This window comes from bacterium (assembly GCA_023230585.1).
GTDB lineage: Bacteria > Ratteibacteria > UBA8468 > B48-G9 > JAFGKM01 > JALNXB01.
Genome location: JALNXB010000040.1, coordinates 1 through 17,502 on the forward strand (window position 1 = coordinate 1; position 17,502 = coordinate 17,502).

A 17,502-nucleotide genomic window follows, 5' to 3' on the forward strand; every position below is an offset into this window, starting at 1 on the left:
AAAAAAGCCCGCTCTTATTTAGCGGGCGACAACTTTCTATAATTTAGCGCTTTAGCACATTTTTATAGCGGAGCAAGTTGCCTTTTAAATTCCCGCTTAATAGCTTATATATAGGTTACCTTTGTATATAGGTTTTGTCAAGTGAGCAAGATATTAATGTTTGCGAATTAGAGAAAAAAGGATTGTAAGGATTACGCTTATTAGGATACCGATTGTTATCGGGTAGTAGAAAACGAAGTTTTCTTTCTTGATTATTATGTCGCCCGGTAATCTACCTAAAGGGAGTTTTATCCCTTTAGAAATAAAAATAGAGCCCAATATAAAGAGAACCCCAATAACGAGTAAAACCTTTGAAATTGAATTGTTATCCATTTTTAAATTGTTTTTTCATACAGGAAAAAACATAAAGAGAATAGGGGTTTTTATTAAAAGAGTTAGCCTAACCTATTTTTATCTCCAATATATGTAATGTATTATATTCTTTATTTTGATGAAAATAAATTTTGTTTCTGCACAAAGTTTTTAATTCTTTGGTTAGCTAATTCGCAATATTTTTCATCAATATCATAGCCGACATAACTTCTGTTGGTCTTTAATGCTGCAATGCAAGTAGTTCCAGCTCCAACAAAGGGGTCAAGTACAATTTCATTTTCAAATGTATATAGTTGAATTAATCTATAGGGTAATTCAATAGGAAAAGGTGCTGGATGTCCAATTTTTGAAGCTCTTTCTGCAGAAAACCTCCAAATGCTTTTTGTGAATTCTAAAAACTCATCTTTTACAATAGTGCTTCCTCTGTTCAATGGGTTTAAACGGGTAAAAGTATCTTTACAAAATACGAGTATATATTCATGGATGTCGCGTAACACGGGGTTACTAGCTTTTAAATAAGTTCCCCATGCAGTTGATGTACTTGCACTATTTCCTTTATCCCACACAATTTCTCCCCTCATTAAAAACCCAATGTTTTGCATATCCTCTATTATATAACTATGAAGAGGTATGTAGGGTTTTCTCCCTAAGTTGGCAATATTGATGCATACTCTTCCTCCTGGAACTAAAACTCTATAAGTTTCTTTAAATACTTGTTTTAAAAAGTTTTTATATTCTGACAGAGACAAGTCCTTATCATAATCTTTGCCTACATTATAGGGGGGGGAAGTTACCATTAAATGAATACTGTTATCTGGAAGTTCTGACATAATTTCACTGCTTTTGCAAAAGATTTTGTTTATATTTTCGACGGGAATAGGTTTTTCTATATATTCAACTTTCTTTTCGCTATTGAGACCTTTATATAGGTTGCTATTATAAAACTTAGATGAGTCATGATTAATTCTACCAGAAGTCCCAAAAGAACTTGTTTTAGTCCCCTTTGATTTTTTTACAGTGCTTTTTTGTTTTTTCATAATTTATATACTTTCTTTAAGTAATTCTAAAAATTTTATAGCTTTTCTTTCATAAGTTGTCTCAGAGTTGGCTAATTCAATAAATCTACCTAACTGATTTTTTGTTTGCATACTGGCAAAAAATTCTTTCTCTTCTTGTAAAAGAGATAATGTTTGTGATTTTAATTCTTCGTAGTTATCAAATCTGTAAAACCCTTTGTGTGGAGTAGCTTTGACATTATCTTGATTTTCATCTATAGGTTTAGGGTTAATAGACCAAAATCCTTGTATAATACCATTTCTTTTCAATGAATCTACTTTTTTGTGATAGGTTTTAGTAATTGGAGTATTACCAATAACAATTATAGGTATTTTTGAAGCAGAGAAATCAGATACTCGTATATTTATGCTTTTTCCAATAGCTTTTAACATGGTATCTGACCTTAAGATGCTAGGATTGCCTGAGTGAGTTTTGTAATCACCGATACAAATGAGATTTTTATTTTCGGAAATAAACTGCCAATTCCAGACTATAGACATTTTTACTTCTATAAGTAATAGTATATTTTGTGGTTTTTGAATAATCTCTTTAGTTTTGCAGATAGCAACATCTGCTGATGATTGTCTTGTTAGACCAATTTCTTCAGATATAACTCCTTGAATAGAATAACCTCCAACAGCATCAGATATATAATTGAATAAATCAGTTGTCCATTTTTCAGTGTAAGCTCCTATCAACGCATTTCTACTTTGCAAAGTGCTTTTTTTTTGCTTATAATTTTTGGGCCAATATGCTACGTATTGTTTGTTGTTAGTAATATAAAAGAGTTGTTCTGGAGTTGCAAATTCGAGAGATTTAGTAAAAAAATTTTCTTCAAAATCTTTATTCCACAGTTTTTCCATAATTTTTTAATCCTTTTGACATTATCTTATCAAATGTTGAACATATAAGCAAGTTTTTATGCTTTTATCCTTGCCTTGCCGCCGTTTTATGGCGTTGCGAGGAGCGTTTTATTCCATAGTTTTCATAGGAATTGCGACGCTAAGAGGCCCCTCCTACGCCAAGGTATACCTGCCGAAGCTTGTATTTTAGCGTAGGTTGGCTTCGGCGAGATTGCCACGCTAAGAGGCACTCGCAAAGACGGAATGGGGGGCAGAAGGTAAGATGGGGGAAATAAAATTTGGTAATTTGTAAAATGTGTGATAAAGTCACAATATAATCTAATTTAATTAACAATTTAAAGTGGACCTTATTTTTTTTGTATAATGTAGGCAAATATGTTGTAAAAGATTTATTGGAGTATATTTGAATAAATATGGAGAGGTTCTACAAACAATAGAGGAATATGGATAAAAAAACTTCTGATATAATAAAAATAACTTTTCTTGGAACAGCAAGCGGAGTTGCCCCTACTAAAGGTTATAGGCATACTTCTTTTGCTTTTGAGGTTGACAAGAGAGTTTTTTTCTTTGATGCTGGCGAAAGTTGTTCATACACTGCCCACACAATGGGGTTAGATTTACTCAAAACTGAAGCAGTTTTTATAAGCCATGTTCATATAGACCATTTAGGTGGACTTATAAACCTTTTATGGACAATAAGAAAACTTTATTGGGTACATAGGGAGAATCCATTAAAAAGAAGACTCCTTGAAGGTAAAACTATAGAAGTTTTTCTTCCAAAAGTAGATATGGAGGTATGGGAGGCAATTCGAGTGGTTCTGAGGGAGGGAGGCAGGGGAGATAATGTTGTTTTTAATTTTAAAGGTAGACCAGTACAAGATGGAATAATCTTTAATAAAGATAATTTCAAAGTTATAGCTCTTCACAATCTCCATATAAACAAACCTGAAGAAGAAAACGTGTGGAGGTCTTTTTCATACAGGGTAGAATATTTCAACAAAATAATTGTTTATTCAGGGGATATCAGACATATTTCAGAGTTGTTTCCTCTTCTTGAGGGAGATGCACGAGCCGACCTTCTTCTAATGGAATCAGGGCACCATAAAGTGGCAGATGTTTGTAACCAACTTGTATTGCTTGATATAAAACCAAAAAAGTTGGGTTTTGTTCACCACGGTAGAGCCGTCCTTGGCAACTTTGAAGGAGAGTTAGCAATAGCAAAAGAAATTTGGGGCGATTCAGTGTTTTTTGCAAAAGACGGTATGTCTATAGAAGTGTAAGAATTACAATATTACCCTACCCTACTCTATTTTTTGACTTGAGTTTAAATAATACTTCGCTATATTCTTTTTCTGTTACCCCTATCTTTTCAAGAAATTTTTTGTGTAGTTCAAACTCACCTACTTTAATGATAGCATGAGAATCGCTTCCGAGAGATATTTTTACTCCTTCTGCAAGGCATATTTCAAAAAAATCAGGGTCAGGCCAGTTTCCACAATGAAAATTAAGTTCTGCAGAAACATTGTAAGATTTTAACATATCAACAAGAGGTTTATAAAGGTGAACGGGCATCTTGCTATCGTTGTGGCAGAATATTCTAAAAGGATGGGCTAAAACAGTGACTCCTCTTTTGCATAAGGTTTCATTAGCTACCATAAAATGGTGTTCTGCTTTTTGGGTTGTGTAGGTGGTAAATTCTCCTGGTTTATATAATAGATGTATACCTCCAACAAGTAAATCAGTTTTTGCCCTGTCTTCAGGCATTATATTTAAGTTGCCCGACCTGTCAGCGTCTACTTCAAACCCTATTTTTATAAAAGAAGAATGTTTTTTTAAAGACGAAAAGTATTCAGATATTCTTGAAGAAAAGTTAGATGGAACCATAAACGAGGGGTTATTTAAAGATTCCCAACAATGTTTTCTATCAAAATAGATGTGTCCAGCGTGTTCTGTAAAAGAAATATATTCTAACCCTTTCTCTTTTGCTTTTACAACTGCTGTGTCTATAGTAATGTCGGTAGCGCAATAAGCAAATTCTGTATGGCAATGGTTGTCGGCAATTTTGTATATATTTTTCATAATTAAGTTTGTAAGTTGGTTAGCGATGTTATTAAATAATGATTCTACCATCAGAGTCAGTTTTTGTCAAAAAAAGGCGGTAAGGGGTTAAAAAAGAGTAATGCAGTAATTTGTTTCGGAATAAAAATTTGACACTAATAAAAAGTGGTGGTTCAATAACAGCATTGTTAAATAAACCTATTAATTTTGTCCAAATAGATGGAGATATTTAAACCTAAAAGGATATCAAAATGAAATATGAACTTCTTGACTTCCGAAGTGATGTTAAAACCCTTCCAACCGATGAAATGTTTGATGCTATCAGAAAGGCAGAGATGGGAGATTCTAAGACTGGAGAAGATCCTACCGTAAAAAAACTTGAAGATATGGTAGCAGAAATGTTTGGCAAAGAAGATGCCCTTCTGCTTATAAGCGGAACTATGGCAAACCTTACTGCGATGATGGCACATATCCCTCCAGGTAGTTCTTACGTTGTTGATACCGAAGCACACGTATATTATTATGAAAACTCTCATTCTGCTGTTGCTGGTACCAAACCTATTACTTTCAGAAGTTGTAAAGGACTAATAGAACCTGAGGAAGTTGATACTGTTATTGAAGATTCTGGGAAGAAACCTGGTCTTTTGTGGTTAGAAAACACTCATAACCGTGGAGGTGGACGAGTAATTCCTTTAGAGATGAACCAAAAATTTTTTCAACTGGCTAAAAACCGAAATATGAAAATACATATTGATGGCGCACGTATATTCAATGCTTCTGTTGCTTCTAATACACCTGTTTCTGAATTTGGTGCATATACTGATTCAATAATGTTTTGCCTTTCAAAAAGTTTGTGTTGCCCGCTTGGTTCGGTTCTTTGCGGAGACGCTGATTTTATACAAAAGGCACGTGTGTTTATGGGAAGGTTTGGAGGGGGGATGCGTCAAGCTGGGGTTATAGCTGCACCCGGTATAGTTGCCCTAACAAGTATGATAGAAAGGTTGAAAGAAGACCATATTTTAGCGCGCAAACTGGCAGAAAAAATTAAAGCAATACCCGGTTTGTCGGTAGATATGGAAACTGTTGAAACAAATATGGTAGCAGTTGATTTTGATAAATCGTTACATAGTCTTGAAGATTGGAAGAATACATTCGCAGGATATGGAGTTCTTGTTAGTTCTTATTCTCCTTCGAAAATACGTATGGTAATACACCGTCACCACAACTTAGAAATAATAGAAGAGGCGGCACGTAGAATGAAAGTTGCTTCTGAAAAATACTACTAACAATTTACACACAAGGGTCTCCAAAAATCTTAAATAATAAGCTAGTGGAAATTAAAGTCTCTTTTTTTACTAATATTGGTTTTATGATTTTTTAATTCTGTATATCTTTTAATCAAATCTTTTCAGTGTCATCAAACCTGCAGTTTCCTGCCCAAGGACCTGTAGCATCTTTCATATCAACCGTTATTCCGTCCAGTCTAAGGTTCTTTAGGTAACGTCCGTAAAGTGCATAAGGTACCCTTTCTTTTGCACCGCCCTTTGCATAGTCAAGGTTGTCGGGAATATCCCCTTCTGGGTAAGGTGTTCGGTCAAAATGTCCTTTTATCCTAAGGTGAACATCTCTTATGGAAAGATAGTCAATTGGTTTGGTTGCTTTACCGTAAAATATGGATGCACCGTTGCCAGTTGCCTGTAACTGGTGAATTGAAACCCTACCTATGCTAGCTTTGGGAGAAGTGTTGCTGCCGCATACCGCATAAACAGGAGTTGTTGAATTGTTTATAGTAACTTGGGATATATTGACATTTTCTATAAGGGTTCCTTCTACGATATCAACTCTTTTTATAACGCATGAATCAAGGCCTATCCCCCGGTAACTTTCTATTGAAAGGTTATTTAGGTTTACGTTTATTATTGGATTATCACCTTCAACTCCAAGCCGGACCCCAGTCGTCATGCTTTTTAGGTTACAGTTGCTTGCTATTATATTTTCGCATGGCATACCATTACGTGAAAAATTTGGAGGGTTTGAAATACTCCCACTTTTTATGGCAATACAGTCGTCTGCGGTATCTATACAACATCCATATATAATAACGTCCTTACAGCAATCTATATCTATACCATCCCCGTTGGGAGTTGACGGATGATTCCTAATGGTAAGACCCTCAATCCTTACTCTCTTGCAGTTATAAGGGGATATAGAATACGTTGTTGCGTTAAGAATATGTACTCCCTCCACAAGTATGTCTTTGCAATCATAAAAAGCTATTGTATGCCATGGTCTGCTATCTATAATACTAAACCTTTTTAATCTTGTGTCTGTCCGTCGTTCCCCAAAGAATACAGAACTGTTACCGTCTATTGTTCCTTGTCCAGTAATTGAAATCCTTTCAGAATTTTTTGCTGATAACAGATGTGCCGCAACAATATTTTTAGGGAATCCAGCAGGAATTCTTTCAACGTATTCAGAAATAAGATTAGGATGGTAATCTTGTATATTTGGACTTCCTAGGAGAGTTGCTCCACGTGTTAGATGAAGGTCTACATCACTTTTAAGCATAAGGGAACCAGAAAGGTAAACCCCTGGAGGGATAAGAACTCTTCCTCCTCCCTTCAAATGACAGGTGTTGATTGCTTCTTGTATAATCTCAGTATTTGAGGTTTTACCGTCTCCTACGGCCCCGCATTTACGAACGTTCCATACCCCTGACTCTGAAATTATTTTCTTATTACTTTCCATTTTTCTCTCCTTACCTTTCATCACATTCTGCTAAATTTACTGGTCTGCAAGTTTTTGTAACTTGTCTTGCTTTTACCTATCTCTACACTACGAAGAGAGTAGTAGTTTAGAGGTTAATTTTCAAGTTAAGCTTTAATTGCACTTTATCATATACCTACAAATTGTCAAATTTAATACAATTGCACTCATTGCTATTTGCCAAGCATTAAGAAAACCTTTGATACAGAGTGTAAAGGGAGAATGACGGTTGCGATATACTGAGAAATCTCTTATAAAAAGCGTTTCAGATAAGTTTTTTGTAAGACAGAATGGAAATAAAAGCAAGATTGGGTTTCAATTCGCATTTGACATAAAGGATATACCTATGTAAAATGTGAGTTGCGTCGGATTTGCAGTAAAAAACTTTTCAAAGTTACTTAAATGCTCCATTACTCAATTATCTAAAAATAGTTACAATACCAACCAACAGGAGGAAAAAATGAAGATTAAAAATAATTTGATATTGCTTCTTTTGGTTTTAGGGGCAGTTATCTCTACATCTTTTGTTCATTCTTCTGATTGGCCTATGTGGGGGAAGGATGCTGGAAGAACTTTTTCTTCTGATGCCAATATAAATGAAAATCTTGAATTGAGGTGGACAAGAGAACTCGGTGAACCAAGCCGTGCTTGGCCTTTCCAGTTGGAAGAATTTGAAAAACTTGCTTTTGATGTCTCTTATGAACCTATTGCTTCTGACGGGAAAGTTTTTATATCTTCAATGAGAGCAGACAAGGTTACTGCTTACTCTGCTAAAAATGGAGAAGAATTGTGGCGTTACTATGTTGACGGTCCTGTTCGGCTTGCTCCTGTATATGAGAATGGAAAATTATACTTTATATCTGATGATGGTTACCTATACTGTTTAAACTCTAACACAGGGAAACTTTTATGGAAGTTTAAAGGGTTCTTTGCTGAAAAAAGGAATGTTCTTGGAAACAATCGGTTGGTAAGTATTTGGGCGGCGCGTGGAGGTCCTGTTTTGAGTGACGGCGTAGTCTATTTTGCTTCAGGTGTGTTCCCTTTTGAAGGGGTTTTTGTGCACGCTGTAGATGCTAAAACAGGTAAATCTATCTGGACCAATAGCACAAGTGGTTCTCTGTGGAGTCATCATCAACACGCAGGCGCTTGGGCTTTTGGAGGGATTTCTCCGCAGGGGTATCTTGCTGTCTCTGGAGATAAATTAATTGTTTCTGGTGGTAGGACAGTCCCAGCTGTATATGATAGATATACAGGCGAACTACTCTATTATCAGCAGAGCAATATTGTGGTTGGTCTTGGTGTAGGTGGATACAAGGTTTCTACATGGAAAGGATGGTTTGCTAACCATGATAGTCTATATTCTATTGATGACGGCGCAAAGTTTGGTGTGGTCCCTATTTCTGTTGTATCAGACGATAGTATTATCGGTGTTAATAGAGGATGCTTAATTGCTCATAAATCTGAATTAAAAAGAAAAGATATAGAGGTTAAAGACCGACTTGGTGTAGGGGCTATAAGGGTGCAATATGAATTAAAAAAACTGTGGGAAGATACCAATATTAGCGGAATAAAACAACTCTTTTTAAAGTCTGGCTCGTTTGTGGCTGTTTCTTTGAGTGATAACGAGGCAGGGTTGGTTAAACTTGCTTCTAACGGTAGCCCTGAGAGTATAGTCTGGCGATACAAAATTGAAGGAGTTATATGGAGTATGATTGCTTCAGAAGGACGGCTTTTTATTGTAAACGAAGACGGTAAAATATACTGTTTCGCAAAAAAAACTGGTGAAGATGTTAGTCACCATAAAGAAGAAAAGGAATCTTACAAACAAAATGAAGAGCATATAAAAATATCATCTCAAATAATTTCTCAAACAGGCGTAACAGACGGATACGCTCTTTTCTGGGGTTTAGGTGACGGAGAAGTAATAAAAACTTTGTTAGATAAAACATCTCTTCATATTGTTGCAGTTGAACAGAACAAAAAACAGGTTGACCTTTTGAGACGCCGTTTTGATGATTTAGGGTATTATGGGAAGAGGGTGTCTGTGATAAATGCCGACCCTACTCAATTCTCTTTCCCTGCTTATATGGCTGACTTGATTGTTCTGTTGGATAGAAAATATAATCAAAAAGATATTCAAAAGGCGTTCAACTCTTTAAGACCTTACGGTGGGAAAATTTATGTTAATAACGTTGTTAATAATTTATCAGAGATGTACAAAAAAGCCGATTTAGAGAACGGGAAGTTGTATCTACAAAAAGATTTCGCAATAATTTCACGAGAAGGTCCTCTTAAAGGTGCTGGTAAATGGACACACCAGTATGCGGATGCGTCTAACAGAGTTTATTCTGACGATGAGTTGGTGAAAGCACCTCTCGGGGTGTTATGGTATGGTAGCACTTCTAATGCTGATACTCTTCCAAGACACCATAATGGACCTGTTCCTCAAGTTGTAGGAGGGAGGTTGTTTATTTTGGGTATAGATATTTTGTGTGCAAGATGTGTTTATACAGGCAGACAACTATGGGTAAAAGAGATACCAGGAGTAGGACACCCGTTTACAACGCTTGAACTTGAAAAACGGTTCAATAGAGGCATGCAAGTTAATATGACAGATGCTCCAGGAGCAAATTTTCTCGGTAGCCCTTACGTTTCCTTAGAAGATGGAATATATATTAAGGATAAAGATAAAATTCTTCTTCTTGAACCATCAACCGGGAAGACAAAAAAAGAGTTTCATCTACCTTATATAAAAGAACTTAAAAGACCAGAATGGGGCTATATAATGGTTTGGAAAGATATTCTTATAGCTACAATTGACCCTCAATATTTTGATGAAGAACTTCCAGGGAAGGCAGAAAACTGGAATGCTACCTCTAGCACTTTGCTTGTCGCAATGGATAGACATTCTGGAAAAATACTTTGGGTTAGGCAAGCAAAGAAAATAGGGTTTAGGCATAACGCTATTGTGGCAGGTAACGGTAAGTTATATGCTATAGATGGTTTGTCTGAAGGGCTTCTTGAGAGACTCCAAAGAAGAGGTCTTACTGCTGACACAGAATCTTCTATTATGGCTTTAGATATTATGACAGGTAAACAGATTTGGGAACGAGAAGGTGATGTTTTTGGAACCTGGTTAAGTTATTATGAAGATAAAGATATTCTAATTCAAGGCGGTAGACCGGGGCAGTTAAAATGTCTTATAGATGAACCTGGGAACAGAATAATAGCGCACCGTGGAACCACTGGTGAGATAATATGGGATAAGAGGTTCAATTATGGAGGACCAATTAGTTTACATAATAGTATGATTATCCCTGGTAGACCGGGTCAAAATGTTCTTGAGCCAGATACAGGGGCTCTGTTTCAGATTAAAAATTCTATAACTGGTGACGGGTATAACTGGACTTATTTTAGAGCCTATGGATGTGGAACAATGCATTCAAGTAAATACCTTATAGCGTTTCGTTCAGGTACTGCTGGATTTAACGACCTGTTGAACTTTGGTGGGACAGGCAATTTTGGAGGCTTTAAAGCTGGTTGTACAAATAATCTTGTACCAGCCGATGGAGTTCTCAATGCGCCTGAATATACAAGGTCTTGTGTATGCGCTTATCAACTTCAAACATCTTTGGCGTTAGTACATCACCCAGAACTTGAAACTTGGACATACGACCGTCGTCTTACGATAGGTAAAAAAAGAGTAGAATCTTTAGGAATCAACTTTGGAGCTCCGGGTAGCAGAAAAGAAAAGAATGTCTTTTGGTTAGAGTATCCTAAAATTCATCCTGATGGACCAGATTTAAAGATAGACTTAAAAGGAGACAAGATTGAGTGGTTCAGAAATCACTCCTCTTGGATAAAGAACACACAAGAAGGGCACGCATGGGTTGCTTCTTACGGAATTAAAGGGATTGAAAATATCAATATAAATCTTTCTTCGGGTGGTAAGGAGAAAACATTTTATGATCTGATATTTTATCTTACTGAACCTGAGGAGATAGGTGTTGGTAAACGTGTTTTTGATATTTATGCTCAAGGTAAAAAAGTTGTTGAAGGTTTTGATATAGTTAAAAAAGCAGGAGGAGAACGTCAACTTGTGACAGTTAAGGTTGAAAAAGTTGAAGTGGAAGATGGTTTAGGTATATCTTTTGCACCAAAAGATGGTTCTCTGCCTCCTGTTATTTCGGGTATAGAAATAGTATTGAGTTCTAACTAAACTTAGTTTAGGGAGGTGTAAAATGGTGAAACCTATTAAAAACTGTCTATATTGCGGTATTTTTTTACTGTTATGCCTTTCTTCTTTTTTATTCTCTAAAGAAGTAGAGGTTGTTGAAATAGATACAAAAATTATTAAAAAATCTATTGAAGAAACTTCTGATTCTCTCCCAACTGTTAAATTTCATCCTGCAAGTATATCTGAAATACAGATTTTAAGTGTAAAAGATTTAGTGGTCTATATTAAAAGTTTGCATACAGAAAGAGAGTTGTTGGCAGAAATTACTCTTATAGTTGATAATGAAGAGATAGAAAGAAGAGATTTGAAGTTGTTACCGGGCGTGGTATTACCTGTTATATATAAACTTAAAGATGAAATGTTATCTAAACATACAATAAAAGTGGTTTTAGATTTTAAAAAGCCAAAAGATTTACGTAATTGGGAAGAATTTGTTATGTTCAACAGGAGGGAAGAGACGATATCTTTCAATTTTGAAGATATGATTAAAATCCCTTATGCTGATTTTGAAATAAAAATCGATGGAAATGTTTCTGACTGGGAAGGAAAGGTTGGACATATCTTTTTAGGAGAAAGAAAGGATGTTTACCCTCTTAGCCAAAGAGAAAAATGGCAAGAAGATTCAAGCGGGAAAATTTATCTTGCATGGGATAAGGATTATTTTTATATTGGAGCAGTAATTGAAGATGATAAACATTTATGTACTAAATCAAGGAGAGCTGCTTTTGAAGGCGATTTTCTTAAATGTGAGTTTACTCCATATCTAATAGGAAGAAAAATAGCACCTCGAATTTTTGAGTTAGCACTTTTAAAAGATGTTGTTGATATGGATATTTACAATATTAGAAAAGGGCTTAGTTTAAAGCATCTTTTCAAAAAATGTGAATACGCACTCAAAAGAGACGAGGTAAAGAAAGAAACTACCTACGAAATAAAAGTTCCTTTTATGGATTCTTATCCTTTATATATAAAGGGTCAAGAGGGTAATATAGTCGATTTTAATATAACGGTTTTTGACAACAATGAGAAAGGAGATAAATATTGGTTACAACTAATACCTGAAGTTTCTCCTGACCCTCAATTTGATGTTTCGCCAAAATGTGTTTTATGGAAATAGAATAGTTTTAATTTGGCAATTTTTCTCTGACATTCTTCTCGTTCATTATCCACCAAGTTGCGCTTGAAGCATCCGAGTTGCTAATAGCATCCCAAAACCTGCTTTTTGTTGCTGATTCAACGTGTCCATCAAGAAAAAGAAGATTAGCCGTAGCCCCAGGGTGCCTAAAATGAACTTTGCCTACACCCGTTTCTGAATATGCAACTGCTCTGTATTGGCTTCCATGTTGGGAGGCAGTTGGATTATCCCAATAGGTGTCTGCAAGAAACCAGTAGCCAGCAGGTTTTTCAGCCATATCTGGAAAAATAAATACATAATGGCTATCATTGTTTGGCCTGTAATGCAATGTGTTTAATACTGGGGTAGTCCTAACTCCATAGGCGTGGTCGGTATTCCCTGTAAAATCGTATGGTTTCCAGGCAGGGCATACAGCCATTGATCTGAGGTTGTTTCCTTCTGATGACCAGGCATCCATCCATCTTACGGTACCAGCATGCAAGAGCAATATTCCTTCCCAATTTTGTGTATACATCATAGCCGCTATACCTATCTGTCTGAGGTTGTTCATACAAGTTGTTGCTCGAGCTCTTTGTCTTGCCTTTGAAAGTGCTGGCAGAAGCATCGCTGCAAGAATTGCTATTATAGCGATAACCACAAGAAGTTCGATGAGGGTAAAACCTCTCTTCTTTTGTAAGAAGCCAATCCTTATTTTCATTTTATTCTCCTAATTAAAAATATTTAATCAATACTCGTGGTGAAGGTCTCTTAAACTTCCTTCTCTTGTTGGTGCTGCAGATGATACACTACCGCAATTTGGGAATGCGTTAGGGTCCATTCTACTGTATGCAGAACCGGTAGAATCTCTTATGGCTGCTACCCATTTAACGTGCCCGCCAACATATAAAGCGTTTAAACCTGCCCATTTATGGTTGTCTATTCGGCCTCTTAAAACAAAATAGCTGTTTCTGTCCCAAGCAAGGGCTGGAGTTCCGCCCCAATCTGTTTTTCTGTCTGCCATAATCGCTGTATCTGGATGTGTTTGAAGGTTTAAACCGTAGGCGTAAGCGTAAGAACAGGTGTATAGAGAACCATGAAAAGCTACACCTCCGTTTTCTGCTGATATCAGTGTACCGTTTTCAATATCAGGAAGTTCTCCACTTGACTTATCTTTACTGCTTGGACATACAAACAATTTATATTCATTTGTGTAAGGCGGAGTTTCAAATCCTGGCTTTAATTCTGAATAATCTAACTGACCTGTAAGAAGAGCAAGGGATGCATTTACTTTAGTTCTTGGAACATCTGGTATCGTCTCATCGTGAGTAGGGAACCAGCCTCCCCAATCCTGTGCATATATGTGTAGTATAAGTCCGAGTTGTTTAAGATTGCTTGCACAAATACTTCTTCGAGCATTTTCTCTTGCTTTTGATAATGCAGGCAAGAGCATTCCTGCAAGTATTGCTATTATAGCTATAACTACAAGAAGTTCAATAAGAGTGAATCCACTTTTTTTCATCTTTTTCACCTCCCCTTATGGTTGTTAACACAATTTTTTAAAATAAGATAAAGATATCTTATTATAACATATTTATCTTTGTTTGTCAATCGTTTTAACCAACCATGGTTTGTTGAAAAGCATTATTTTTTTTATACTTTCTACCTACTTATATACCACTCAAACGCTCTATTTTACCATCCTGAACTTGCTATAGGATCTCTCACTTAACCCACGCAAAAGTGGTAGCAAGAAAAACGAGATTCCGGCTCAAGTCCGGAATGACATGCAGGGGGAGTCCTCGTCTTTATCATTGTTCTTATTCCGTTAAAAAAGTATGTGTTTAGGAACGAATTACGAGGTGCTACTACAACTCAAGCAAGAATCGGGCTGTTAACAAAAGGTTCAGCCCTTTTGTTCTTATACTCTGAGCCTGTTAAGCCCTTCGGATATGTCTTCTATGCAGAAGGGTGAGTTCTCAGAGTGCCCGATTGTTGGGTAGAAGGTGTATGCACCGTAGTCCCAGAGTGAGTAGACACCCCATACTTTTTTCCTCTTATTTGATAAAATTCAACCTACCTCCGTCCTCAAGGCGCCATATAGGTCCACCAGCATACATCCACGCAACCCAGTTTTTCCTTCTTCTGACCCCAACATTAAACCGTGTGCTTGTAAGTTCGCTAACATTTAGACCAAGAAGGTGCATAGGTATTTTAAGTTCAAATGTCCAGTGGAAATCTTTTGGGTTAATCACAGTTACACCGTATTGAATATTTTTTAACAGTTCTTCTTTGATGTTTTCAGGTATTTTGCAGTAACTATCTACAATCTCTACTTTTCCGTCTGGAAAAACCCAGAAAACATATATCGGACCTGTCGCCATATCAGGTAACCACCACCCTTTTGTATCTGATTCTACCTGCCCTTCTATAGAAACCTCTGTAACTACCCAGTCAACATTTTTTAGTGTTACAGGCATATCTTCTGTCCACGGGTCAAGGGCATGTTCAGTACCAATATATATGTGTTTATCATCATATAATACCCAAGTATTGCTTTCTGGTCCTTTCTGGTCTTGAGAAGATGTGTAATAGGTGCTCATACTAATAGATTTACTCTTATCTAACCCGAGCCACTCAGATTTTTCAAGTTTACCATCTACCTTTATGGGTGATACTCGTTTGTTGACAGCATACTCTTTTGGTTTGGCTATCCCTGTTTCTTTTGCAGGGTCAAAATATTTGCCTACCTCTCTTTCTACAGGCCAAGACGCTCTCAATTCGTCATTATATAGCCCAATATTTTCAAAAGGGATTGGGTCAAAATGTGCAAGAGCATAAACTGGCGAACCCGGTCTTATTGTAAAATCATTATTTTCTGGGTTAATAAATAAAGGGTCGATATCTGTTACATTGTTTTCAATAACAAGATCTTTTCGAAGTCCAATAGCGTAGGCAGCAAAAGGTCCACCCACATTTATGTTTCTTGATATTGTTATATTTCTTGGCCAGCCCAATGGTCTATTCTTTTGGTCAAAAATACCCGAAATTTGAGGGTATCTAATACTCCAAGGAGGTAGTTTGGAATCAACTAATCTAAAGGCTCTAAGCGATTCTTCCCCCCAGGTGCTTAAGGTATTGCTTTTTTCAAGGAGGTCGCTTCTGTTTCCTTGAGATATTCCAGGGAAACAATTAACAAAAATATTGTTGTCAAGCCTACTGTCAGGCGATGATGTAGAAACGCCAATTGTTCTGTAAAAGATGTTTCCATACAAAGTTAGGTTAGAACTTATACCATCAATATGAATTGCCCTTACACTGTGTGACGAGTTTGGCGAAAAATGTCCCATTATACTGTGTAGGAAATTATTTTTTATTATATTGTTTCTATAGGTTAATGGATTTCCGCCGTCCCAAGTGTATATAGCACCAAATTCTTTGGAATGAGCGACAACGTCGTGTATCTCGTTATACTCAATAATATGGTTATTATGTGTTACAACCACTCCAGAATGGGGAGAGTCATTTATAAGGTTGTGGGATACTCGTTGCCCAATACCTTGAATATTGATAGCTGGGTTGCTTCCTCCGCACAAACGGTTAAACCTGTAAATATGGTTGTTTTCAACAGAAAATTTTTGAGGAACAAGTTTTCTTCTATTGTCGACTGCTGAAAGGTTTTTTAAATTATAAATGCTTCTATTTGAAAGGTTAATACCACCTTCTCCAAGGTCATAAAGATCGCAACCTACAACACTATGTCCCCAGCCGTTAGGAATATCTACTCCCCATTGCCCTGTGTTCCGTATGGTACAGCCAGCTATAAGGTTGTTTTCCCCACCATCTACAACTAATGCGGTGCGCCAAGTTGCTTCAACTGTAAGGTTATAAAGAATGTTGTTAGAAACATTCTTAAACTCCAAAATAGGTTTATCAAAAGTTGAAACAATTACTTCGTTTTCTTTAATAGTATCAGGTGCCCAAAAGTAGAGGTTGCCTTCTTTTCTGCTAAGATACCATTCTCCAGGCAAGTCAAGTTCACTTAAAAGGTTGTAAGCAAAATAGGATGTCCCTTTTGATATACGGCTACCAATATATGCCGGGTCTTTACTATGTTTCCACCTGGGGTCTTCTGCAACGTACACAACCCTATCTTTTGTATCTATTGAGGTTATTTTTGCGTGTTTAACAACGTAAGGCACCATTGGACCAAGATACCCTTTTATCCATACCTCTTCTTCATCTACCCATTTTTCTGGTCTGTTACCTGAATATACAAATTTTCCTTTCTGGTAAGGGGTGTTTCGAAAAACATAATCACCTTCAGGTTTTACCAGGCCAGCTACTTTTAGCCAACCATCGTTTGGATATCGAGCGAGAGTCATCACATTGCCTTTATATATAAGTTCTAATGCTCCCGGTTGCTGAGTTCCAAACCCTCTATTTTTTAAAGTTCCGTAATCGGTGATTCCGATCTCTTTTAAATCTGCTACCCAAACTTTCCCTAAAGATTCTTTGGGTAATTTTTTTAGTATTGCAGGGTTGGTAACTTTTTTAAAGTTGTTAACTGGTTTTCCGCCTACCAATCTTACTTCTTCTTTAGGATAACTTCTATAAACTATGGGGTTTTCTTCAGTACCAGAATCCTCTTCAGTAAACAGAATTGTATCTTTTAGAAAATAATTTCCGCCTCTAAGATATACAACAATTCCTCCTGCTGGTAACCCTTTCTCTTTTTTTATTTTACGAACCTCTTCTTGAGCTCTTTCAATTGTACCAAACGGGCTCTCCTTACTTCCTTTATTTGTATCTTTACCTGTATTAGATACATATATAGAATAGGTCGGCAGATTAACCCAATTTAATCGTTTTTCCCTCTCTGTAACCTCTGTCTGTCCATCTTTCAGACCGTCTACATCTTCAAGCCTATCTACAAGTTCTAATCTGTGTATTTCGTGAGGGTTAAACTTTGATTCTACTTCTTTAAGGAGTTTTTCATATACCTCTTTTGCTTTAGAATACTTTTTCTCACTTCTATA

The 17,502-nt window shown here is 36.5% G+C and carries 12 protein-coding genes and 1 pseudogene; 4 read left to right on the plus strand and 9 right to left on the minus strand.

Features of this window, described 5'->3' with window-relative positions; translation table 11 throughout:
- Positions 1-153 precede the first annotated feature (153 nt).
- The 3 genes from M0P98_06950 to M0P98_06960 form a co-directional block, all read right to left on the minus strand.
- On the minus strand, positions 154-372 hold the full coding sequence (locus tag M0P98_06950; protein MCK9266599.1) for a DUF2905 domain-containing protein: 219 nt from the start codon (positions 370-372) through the stop codon (positions 154-156).
- 110 nt (positions 373-482) lie between these two features.
- Positions 483-1,409, minus strand: coding sequence for a site-specific DNA-methyltransferase (locus tag M0P98_06955; protein MCK9266600.1), 927 nt, complete (start codon positions 1,407-1,409; stop codon positions 483-485).
- A gap of 3 nt (positions 1,410-1,412) precedes the next feature.
- The gene (locus M0P98_06960; protein ID MCK9266601.1) at positions 1,413-2,291 is read right to left on the minus strand and encodes a hypothetical protein; all 879 of its coding nucleotides are present in this window, start codon (positions 2,289-2,291) and stop codon (positions 1,413-1,415) included.
- Between the two features lie 443 nt (positions 2,292-2,734).
- Between M0P98_06960 and M0P98_06965 the strand changes: the two genes are divergently transcribed.
- Positions 2,735-3,571, plus strand: coding sequence for an MBL fold metallo-hydrolase (locus tag M0P98_06965; GenBank protein ID MCK9266602.1), 837 nt, complete (start codon positions 2,735-2,737; stop codon positions 3,569-3,571).
- A gap of 16 nt (positions 3,572-3,587) precedes the next feature.
- Here the strand turns inward: M0P98_06965 and M0P98_06970 are convergent, their stop codons facing one another.
- Positions 3,588-4,421: a PHP domain-containing protein gene (locus M0P98_06970; protein ID MCK9266603.1), complete on the minus strand. Its 834-nt coding sequence runs from the start codon at positions 4,419-4,421 to the stop codon at positions 3,588-3,590.
- A 179-nt stretch (positions 4,422-4,600) separates the two neighbouring features.
- Here M0P98_06970 and M0P98_06975 point away from each other — a divergent pair, with 179 nt between their 5' ends.
- Positions 4,601-5,635 carry a beta-eliminating lyase-related protein gene (locus M0P98_06975; GenBank protein ID MCK9266604.1) on the plus strand — a complete coding sequence of 345 codons (1,035 nt, stop codon included), beginning with the start codon at positions 4,601-4,603 and terminating at the stop codon, positions 5,633-5,635.
- Between the two features lie 112 nt (positions 5,636-5,747).
- Here the strand turns inward: M0P98_06975 and M0P98_06980 are convergent, their stop codons facing one another.
- Positions 5,748-7,097, minus strand: coding sequence for a glycosyl hydrolase family 28 protein (locus M0P98_06980; protein MCK9266605.1), 1,350 nt, complete (start codon positions 7,095-7,097; stop codon positions 5,748-5,750).
- Between the two features lie 478 nt (positions 7,098-7,575).
- Between M0P98_06980 and M0P98_06985 the strand changes: the two genes are divergently transcribed.
- Positions 7,576-11,334 carry a PQQ-binding-like beta-propeller repeat protein gene (locus M0P98_06985; protein ID MCK9266606.1) on the plus strand — a complete coding sequence of 1,253 codons (3,759 nt, stop codon included), beginning with the start codon at positions 7,576-7,578 and terminating at the stop codon, positions 11,332-11,334.
- 22 nt (positions 11,335-11,356) lie between these two features.
- The gene (locus M0P98_06990; GenBank protein MCK9266607.1) at positions 11,357-12,469 is read left to right on the plus strand and encodes a hypothetical protein; all 1,113 of its coding nucleotides are present in this window, start codon (positions 11,357-11,359) and stop codon (positions 12,467-12,469) included.
- Between the two features lie 7 nt (positions 12,470-12,476).
- On the opposite strand, the gene M0P98_06995 is transcribed toward M0P98_06990, so the two are convergent.
- The 4 genes and pseudogenes from M0P98_06995 to M0P98_07010 form a co-directional block, all read right to left on the minus strand.
- On the minus strand, positions 12,477-13,037 hold the full coding sequence (locus tag M0P98_06995; protein ID MCK9266608.1) for a hypothetical protein: 561 nt from the start codon (positions 13,035-13,037) through the stop codon (positions 12,477-12,479).
- A 39-nt stretch (positions 13,038-13,076) separates the two neighbouring features.
- A pseudogene (locus M0P98_07000) lies at positions 13,077-13,172 on the minus strand (prepilin-type N-terminal cleavage/methylation domain-containing protein).
- Positions 13,173-13,211: 39 nt separating this feature from the next.
- Positions 13,212-13,985: a DUF1559 domain-containing protein gene (locus tag M0P98_07005; GenBank protein MCK9266609.1), complete on the minus strand. Its 774-nt coding sequence runs from the start codon at positions 13,983-13,985 to the stop codon at positions 13,212-13,214.
- A gap of 535 nt (positions 13,986-14,520) precedes the next feature.
- On the minus strand, positions 14,521-17,502 hold a 2,982-nt coding region (locus M0P98_07010), incomplete at its 5' end, for a right-handed parallel beta-helix repeat-containing protein (GenBank protein ID MCK9266610.1).

Bases quoted from the DNA above. Each gene is read 5' to 3' on its own strand.
- M0P98_06980 (MCK9266605.1), bottom strand. From the start codon at position 7,097: ATGGAAAGTAATAAGAAAATAATTTCAGAGTCAGGGGTATGGAACGTT.
- M0P98_06960 (MCK9266601.1), bottom strand. From the start codon at position 2,291: ATGGAAAAACTGTGGAATAAAGATTTTGAAGAAAATTTTTTTACTAAA.
- M0P98_06950 (MCK9266599.1), bottom strand. From the start codon at position 372: ATGGATAACAATTCAATTTCAAAGGTTTTACTCGTTATTGGGGTTCTC.
- M0P98_06985 (MCK9266606.1), top strand. From the start codon at position 7,576: ATGAAGATTAAAAATAATTTGATATTGCTTCTTTTGGTTTTAGGGGCA.
- M0P98_06965 (MCK9266602.1), top strand. From the start codon at position 2,735: ATGGATAAAAAAACTTCTGATATAATAAAAATAACTTTTCTTGGAACA.
- M0P98_06995 (MCK9266608.1), bottom strand. From the start codon at position 13,037: ATGAACAACCTCAGACAGATAGGTATAGCGGCTATGATGTATACACAA.
- M0P98_06970 (MCK9266603.1), bottom strand. From the start codon at position 4,421: ATGGTAGAATCATTATTTAATAACATCGCTAACCAACTTACAAACTTA.
- M0P98_06990 (MCK9266607.1), top strand. From the start codon at position 11,357: ATGGTGAAACCTATTAAAAACTGTCTATATTGCGGTATTTTTTTACTG.
- M0P98_06955 (MCK9266600.1), bottom strand. From the start codon at position 1,409: ATGAAAAAACAAAAAAGCACTGTAAAAAAATCAAAGGGGACTAAAACA.
- M0P98_07005 (MCK9266609.1), bottom strand. From the start codon at position 13,985: ATGAAAAAAAGTGGATTCACTCTTATTGAACTTCTTGTAGTTATAGCT.
- M0P98_06975 (MCK9266604.1), top strand. From the start codon at position 4,601: ATGAAATATGAACTTCTTGACTTCCGAAGTGATGTTAAAACCCTTCCA.